Below are 6019 nucleotides of genomic sequence, written 5' to 3'. Positions count from 1 at the left end.
CCTCGTTGGCGTTCATATTCGTCGACGTCCCGGCACCGCCCTGGATCACGTCGACGACGAACTGATCGTGCAGCGCGCCCGCCCTGATCTCGCGGCATGCGGCCGTGATGGCGTCGGCCCGGTCCGGATCGAGCAGACCGAGTTCCCGGTTGGCCTCGGCCGCGGCCTCTTTCACCGCGGCGAGGGCATCGACGAAATGCGGGTAGCTGGACAGCGCGATCCCCGAGATCGGGAAATTGGCCAGGGCGCGTGCCGTGTGCACGCCGTAGTAGGCCGATTCCGGGACCTCGAGCGAACCCAGCGAATCCTGCTCGACCCGGGCCGTCATCGCCACGCCGGGCTCGGGGCGGCCATCGCGGCCGCGGGCAGGCCGTCGTAGAAGCCTTCTCCCGCAAATGAGGTCAGCTCCAGCTGCATGCCCCACGGGGTCAGGAAGTAGAACCACCGCTGGCCGGCGACCGGAGCCGCCGGGTCGACACCGTTGGGCCCGCCCTGGACCACGACGCCGGGAATGGCCGAGACATAGTCGTGGGCCGCGTCGATGTCGTCGACATAGAACCCGAGGTGGTGGCCGCCGATGTCACTGTTGCGGGGTGGTTCCGTCCGTTGGCCGGGGGCCTGGTATTCGAACAGTTCGACATTGTGGTGTTTGCCGATCCGCAGCATCGCGATGGTGCATGTCGCCGCCGGGTCGACGTTGAGCCTGCGTCGCATACCGTCGGATTCGGCGTCGGCGAACGGTCCGTCGAAGAAGATCAGCTCGGCGCCGAAATGCTCCACGAAGAACCCCACGGCCTGCTCCAGATCGGGGACCGTGTAGGCGACGTGGTCCACGGCCCGCAGGCCCGGGACTTTCGGGGTGCCGTTCTCGATCATCGATATGTCCTCCTGTCAGCTCGGTACCGCGGTCGGGTCCTGGGCGAACCGGTGCTCGGTCCAGCTCAGCACATCCCCACCGTATTTCGCCGCGCGCACGTCGGCCGACCGGGCGTGCCCCTCGAAGTTCTCCAGCCGGGCCGCCCGCCCGCAGATCCGGGCGAGCGCGGCACTGGAGTGCGCGTCGTCGATCTCCTGGTAGGTGACGGTCTTGAGGAACTTGCCCACCCACAGGCCGCCCGTGTAGCGGGCCGCGCCCAGGGTGGGGAGCACGTGGTTGGTGCCGATCGCCTTGTCGCCGAAGGACACACACGTCTTCTCACCGAGAAACAGGGCGCCGTAGTCCTGCATCTCGGTCAGGGCCCGGCGCGGCTCCGCGGTGAGGATCTGGACATGTTCACTGGCGTAGCGGTCGCCGAGTGTGTACGCCTCGGTAAGGGTGTCGACCAGGTGAACCTCACCGTGATCCGCCCAGGACACCGCGGCGACCCCGCTGGTGGGCAGGTTCTCCAGTTGCCGGGCAACCTCGGCGATGGTCTCCCGTCCCACCCGTTCCGACGTGGTGATCAGCACGCACGGGGAATCCGGGCCGTGTTCGGCCTGGCTCAACAGGTCGGCGGCCACGATGAACGGATCGGCGGTGTCATCGGCGATGATCAGCACTTCGGTCGGCCCGGCGAACAGGTCGATGCCCACCTCGCCGAACAGCTGCCGCTTGGCCTCGGCGACGTAGGCGTTGCCGGGCCCGGTCAACAGGTTCACCGGTGCGATGGTCTCGGTTCCGAGGGCCAGCGCGCCGACCGCCTGTACCCCGCCGAGAACGTAGATCTCATCGGCCCCGGCGAGGTGCATCGCGGCGACGCTGACCGGTGGTGGCGTGCCGGCGTTGGGTGGGGTGGTGGCGGCGACGCGTTCGACGCCGGCGACCTTGGCGGTCACCACCGTCATATGCGCCGACGCGGTCAACGGGTAGCGCCCGCCGGGCACATAGGCACCGGACGCGGCCACCGGGACGTGCTTGTGACCCAACCGGATTCCCGGCAGGGTCTCGATCTCGACGTCGAGCATCGCGTCACGCTGCGCCTGCGCGAAGTTACGCACCTGGCGCTGCACGAACGACAGGTCCTCGATCACGGTGCCGGGCAGGTCCGACATGATCCGGGCGATCTCGGCCTCACCGAGCCGGAACGACTCCGGGGTCCAGCCGTCGAACCGTTCGGAATACCTGCGCACCGCCGCGTCCCCGTCGGCGCGGACGTCGTCGAGAACCGCGGCCACCGTGTCAACGACCTGGGGGTTGCTCTTGTGCGGTGTGCCGGCCTGCGCGGCCGGCGCCTTGAGGATGACCGACACCGATTCTCTCCTTGGGCCGAAGTTCCGTGGATCTGCATATCGCCGGCGGGATCCGCTCCGGCGTGCCTCCAGTCTCAAGCTCGGATGGTGCGGGCGTCAGACGCAAGATGTGCAGTAGATCGCGAAAGCTCTGCACCAGTTGGATCAACGGCGCGCGACGACCGGTGCGGCGACCGCACATGCCAGCACCGCGCACAGCGGGATCACGAACGCCACGTTGAGCGAGGTGGCCTCGCCGAGCCAGCCGATCACCGCGGGCCCGGCGAGAATCGCGAGATAGCCGACGCCGACCACGCGGGACAGGGCCCGCCCCGAGGACGGCCCGAGGTTGCCCGCCGTGGTGAAAACCTGCGGCACACCGCCGGAGATGCCCAGGCCGAGCAGGATCCAGCCGACCACGGCGACCACGAGGTTGGGCGCCGCGATGACCGTCGCGACGCCGACGGCGGCCAGCAGGCATCCGTACCGGACCACCGCCACCGGGCCGACCCGTTGGGCGATGCGGTCCACGGTGAACCGGCTGACCGTCATGGCCGTGACGAAGGCGCCGAAAGCCATGGTGCCCAGGACCGGCGCGGCGCCGAACTGATGCTGAGCGTGCACACTGGCCCAGTCCATGGCCGAGCCCTCCGACAGCAACAGCAGGAACGCCAGTATCCCCAGCACGAGAATCTTTCCGGACTGGCCCGCGGATCTGGCGCTGCTCGCCGGTGCCGGCGCCTGGTCCTCGGTCCGCGGCGCCGCGACCCAGCCGCGCATCATCGACCACGCGCCCCCGGTCAACAGCACGCAACAGGCGCCGACGCCGGCGGCCGCCACCCAGGTCGGTATCCCCATGGCGTAACCGACCGCACCCAGCAGGGAGCCGATGACGGTCCCGATCGAGAACACCGCGTGAAAGGACGCCATGATGGCCCGGTCGTAGCCGCGCTCGATATCGACCGCCGCGGCGTTCATCGCCACGTCCGCGCTGCCGGTGGCGAATCCGAACACGAATGCGCACACGCCGACCGGGATCGGCGAGGTCATCGCGAGCGGCGCCGCGACGGTCGCCGCCATGGCGGCCGCGGCCGGAGCCGCGACCGGTGCGGCACCGAATCTGTCGGTGAGCGGCCCGCACACCTGCATGCCGGCCAACGCGCCCACCCCGACGACCAGCAGCACCGTGCCCAGCGCCGAGGTCGACAGCCCGGCGGCGCGCTGCAGGGCCGGCAGGTGCACGGCCCAGGTCGCCAGGATGGTGCCGAACGATACGAACAGCGCGAACACCGCCCCGCGGGCACGCACGAGACGGTGTTCATCGACCTGGGGCATCGTCAAACGGTGACGCCTACCCGTCGCGCGGCCCGCTCCCCTTCATGCACGGCCTCCATCATGGTCCGGCTGGCGATCGCATCGCCAATCCGCTGCACAGGCACCCCGCGACCCTTGAGCGCGAAGTACAACCCGGTGACCGGTCGGTGCCAGCCGGCGAGGATCACGGTGTCGACGCCGGACACGGTGCCCGCGACGGTCTTCTCGACGATGTGCACGGTCGGGCCGTCGATCGCCGTCACCGTGGTGAACGGGCGGGTGGTCATGCCCGATTGCAGAATCCGGGGCACCGCGAGGTTGGCGCTGAACGGCCCCAGCTTGGCTCCGACGTAGGGCAGCGGTGTCACGAACTCGACGTGATGTCCGGCCTCGGTCAGCTGCAGCGCCAGCCCGATGCCCTTCCAGCCGCCTTCGCCGTCATCGACGATCACCACCCGGTGACCGACCGGCTTGTCGTCGTCGAGCACATCCCACACCGACAGCACGTGGTCCTGGTCGAGGCCGGGGGTGAACGTGATGCCCTGCGCGAGGTTGCCGACGATGTCGTCGCCCGGCGCCGAGCCGGTCGCCACGATGACATGGTCGGGTTGTAGCGCCAGCACCTCGTCGGCCGTCGGGGACCAGCCCAGCCGCAGGTCCACCCCGTACTTGGCGATCATGACGTCGAGATGGTCGATGACGGTGGTAACCCGGCTCGGCTGCCTGCGGGGGGTGTCGACACTGACCGGGTTCGGGTTGGCCGTGGAAATCGGTGATTGGGACCGACTCAGTGGCCGCTCGATCGGCGCCTACCTGGGCTTGGTGCCCACCGAATATTCTTCCGGGGGCAGTCGTACCCAGGGCGGGGTCACCAAGACCGGCAACAGCCATGCCCGGCGGCTGCTGATCGAGGCGGCCTGGCATCACCGGGCGCGGTATCGCCCAGGACGTGAACTGCGGCGGCGCTGGGAGAGCGCGTCGCCGGCGGCTCGGGCGCGCGGGCAAGCCGCGAATCGACGGTTGCACGACCGCTGGGCCCGGTTCGACGACCGTAAGAAGCGCTCGGTGGTCGCCAACGCCGCCGTCGCGCGCGAACTCGCCGGCTGGTGCTGGTCGTTAGCCGTCCTCGATGACTAACACCCCACAAATGTCCGGATGACCACCGTCGGTGTCGGCCAGCGTCTGGGAGTGACCCGCGTCGTTTCTATTGAGCAATCATGTTGCGGTGCAACTGGTTACGCTCGTCTTCTAGACCTGCGGTCCACTCCGACTCGAAAGTCCCGTCCTGCGGTATCCAACCCGCGCATATCAGACTTGATCACGCGTCGATAAGACACGCTCGACACCACCACGGACTCATCCGGTCAACGAAGCGGCGGCCACGACGACGGTTGCGGCCGCCGCTTCACCCTGCCTACTTGACAAACCGTCTTCCATATCAGAAAAGAGACAAGTTCGAGGTGTAGTCGCGAGCCCGTCTGATGCCCCTGCATGGAGTCAAGAGATGGGCGGTAGCACCACAAGGGGCCGAAGCCGAACGTCAAGGCAGCGGCCACCGTTCTATCGAGAATGATCACAGCGGAGTACGACAGCAATCAGCCCGGACTCGAAACCGTCGAAGACTGCGAGCGATGCCTGCTACTGCTCGACGCATGCACCGGTGCGATTGTTTCAGCCCTTGGAGACAATCTACGATCGCAGCCGCGCGTCGTCGACCTGGCTTGCGGTGTCGGTGAACCTGGGCTGAGCCTGGTCAAGACCCACCACGACTGGCACCTAACCGGAATCGACCTGTCACCAGCGCTCATCGCGGCAGCCCGACAACACGCCCAGGAGCAAGACCTCACCGACAGAACAACATTCGTCACGGGGTCGATGGATGTCCTCCTACTTGCCGATGCCAGCGTCGATGCGGTGATTTCTCGGATGGGGGCGCTGCTGCTGGGCGACCCGACGACGACCGCACGCGAGATGGCCCGCGTCCTCAAGCCAGGAGGCCGCTTTGCCCTCGCCGTCTGGGCGCGCGCTGAGGACCATCCCCTGCTGGTGCTTTCGCACCGCGCCATTACCAGGCACGTCGCGGCCGATCTGCTGCCCGATCTATTCACGTGGTTCCAGCAGATGGCGGCACCAGGCGTCCGAGAGGGTTGGCTGCGTGCCGCGGGTATGACCGAGGTTGCCGTGGACACCTTTGACTGGGTCGTCCACTACCCCGACTTCGACGCCAGCTGGGAACTGGCCTGGTCAATATGGAGCGGAGCGCTTGCCAACCTCGACGATCAAGCAGTGACCCACATACGAGCGACCCTGCGTGAACTACTGGAGCCGTACGAATCCACGTTCGGTGACGGCCATGTCATCCCGGCGACATGCCAGTTGGTCTACGGCACCAGATAGCCAAAGTCGACTCATGTTTCGACGCTCACCAGGCTGCTTCACCTCGTTAGCCTCGATTTTTCGCCGGGGTTGGCGATGGCGTGCTGCGGTCGCGTGGTGG

6 protein-coding genes and 1 pseudogene are annotated in these 6019 nt (G+C 67.7%); 2 read left to right on the top strand and 5 right to left on the bottom strand.

Going from position 1 to position 6019, the window contains the following annotated elements; translation table 11 throughout:
* The 5 genes from ACWDTP_RS36800 to ACWDTP_RS36780 all read right to left on the bottom strand — a co-directional run.
* On the bottom strand, nucleotides 1-328 hold a 328-nt coding region (locus tag ACWDTP_RS36800; protein WP_450028148.1), incomplete at its 3' end, for a lyase family protein.
* Complete coding sequence (locus ACWDTP_RS36795) at nucleotides 325-876, bottom strand: VOC family protein (protein WP_450028147.1); 552 nt, start codon at nucleotides 874-876, stop codon at nucleotides 325-327. The genes ACWDTP_RS36800 and ACWDTP_RS36795, both read right to left, overlap by 4 nt.
* Before the next feature lie 15 nt (nucleotides 877-891).
* Nucleotides 892-2229 (bottom strand): histidinol dehydrogenase, encoded by a 1338-nt coding sequence (gene hisD / locus ACWDTP_RS36790; protein WP_450028146.1) that lies wholly within the window; start codon nucleotides 2227-2229, stop codon nucleotides 892-894.
* A gap of 144 nt (nucleotides 2230-2373) precedes the next feature.
* The gene (locus ACWDTP_RS36785; RefSeq protein WP_450028145.1) at nucleotides 2374-3543 is read right to left on the bottom strand and encodes an MFS transporter; all 1170 of its coding nucleotides are present in this window, start codon (nucleotides 3541-3543) and stop codon (nucleotides 2374-2376) included.
* A 2-nt stretch (nucleotides 3544-3545) separates the two neighbouring features.
* Complete coding sequence (locus ACWDTP_RS36780) at nucleotides 3546-4202, bottom strand: FAD-dependent oxidoreductase (RefSeq protein ID WP_450028144.1); 657 nt, start codon at nucleotides 4200-4202, stop codon at nucleotides 3546-3548.
* Nucleotides 4203-4224: 22 nt separating this feature from the next.
* On the opposite strand from ACWDTP_RS36780, the pseudogene ACWDTP_RS36775 reads away from it, so the two are divergent.
* Together ACWDTP_RS36775 and ACWDTP_RS36770 are read left to right on the top strand one after the other, a co-directional pair.
* Nucleotides 4225-4659: pseudogene (locus ACWDTP_RS36775) on the top strand (transposase); the annotation flags it as partial.
* A 432-nt stretch (nucleotides 4660-5091) separates the two neighbouring features.
* A complete protein-coding gene (locus ACWDTP_RS36770; protein ID WP_450028143.1) occupies nucleotides 5092-5919 on the top strand; it encodes a class I SAM-dependent methyltransferase in 828 nt (275 codons plus the stop codon).
* The last annotated feature ends 100 nt before the right edge of the window (nucleotides 5920-6019 follow it).

It is taken from the genome of Mycobacterium sp. NPDC003449 (assembly GCF_053588415.1).
The sequence above is the reverse complement of the archived record's forward strand: the minus strand, read 5'-3'. Positions and strand labels throughout refer to the sequence as shown.

Bases quoted from the DNA above. Each gene is read 5' to 3' on its own strand.
- ACWDTP_RS36780 (WP_450028144.1), bottom strand. From the start codon at position 4,202: ATGATCGCCAAGTACGGGGTGGACCTGCGGCTGGGCTGGTCCCCGACG.
- ACWDTP_RS36770 (WP_450028143.1), top strand. From the start codon at position 5,092: ATGATCACAGCGGAGTACGACAGCAATCAGCCCGGACTCGAAACCGTC.
- ACWDTP_RS36795 (WP_450028147.1), bottom strand. From the start codon at position 876: ATGATCGAGAACGGCACCCCGAAAGTCCCGGGCCTGCGGGCCGTGGAC.
- ACWDTP_RS36785 (WP_450028145.1), bottom strand. From the start codon at position 3,543: ATGCCCCAGGTCGATGAACACCGTCTCGTGCGTGCCCGCGGGGCGGTG.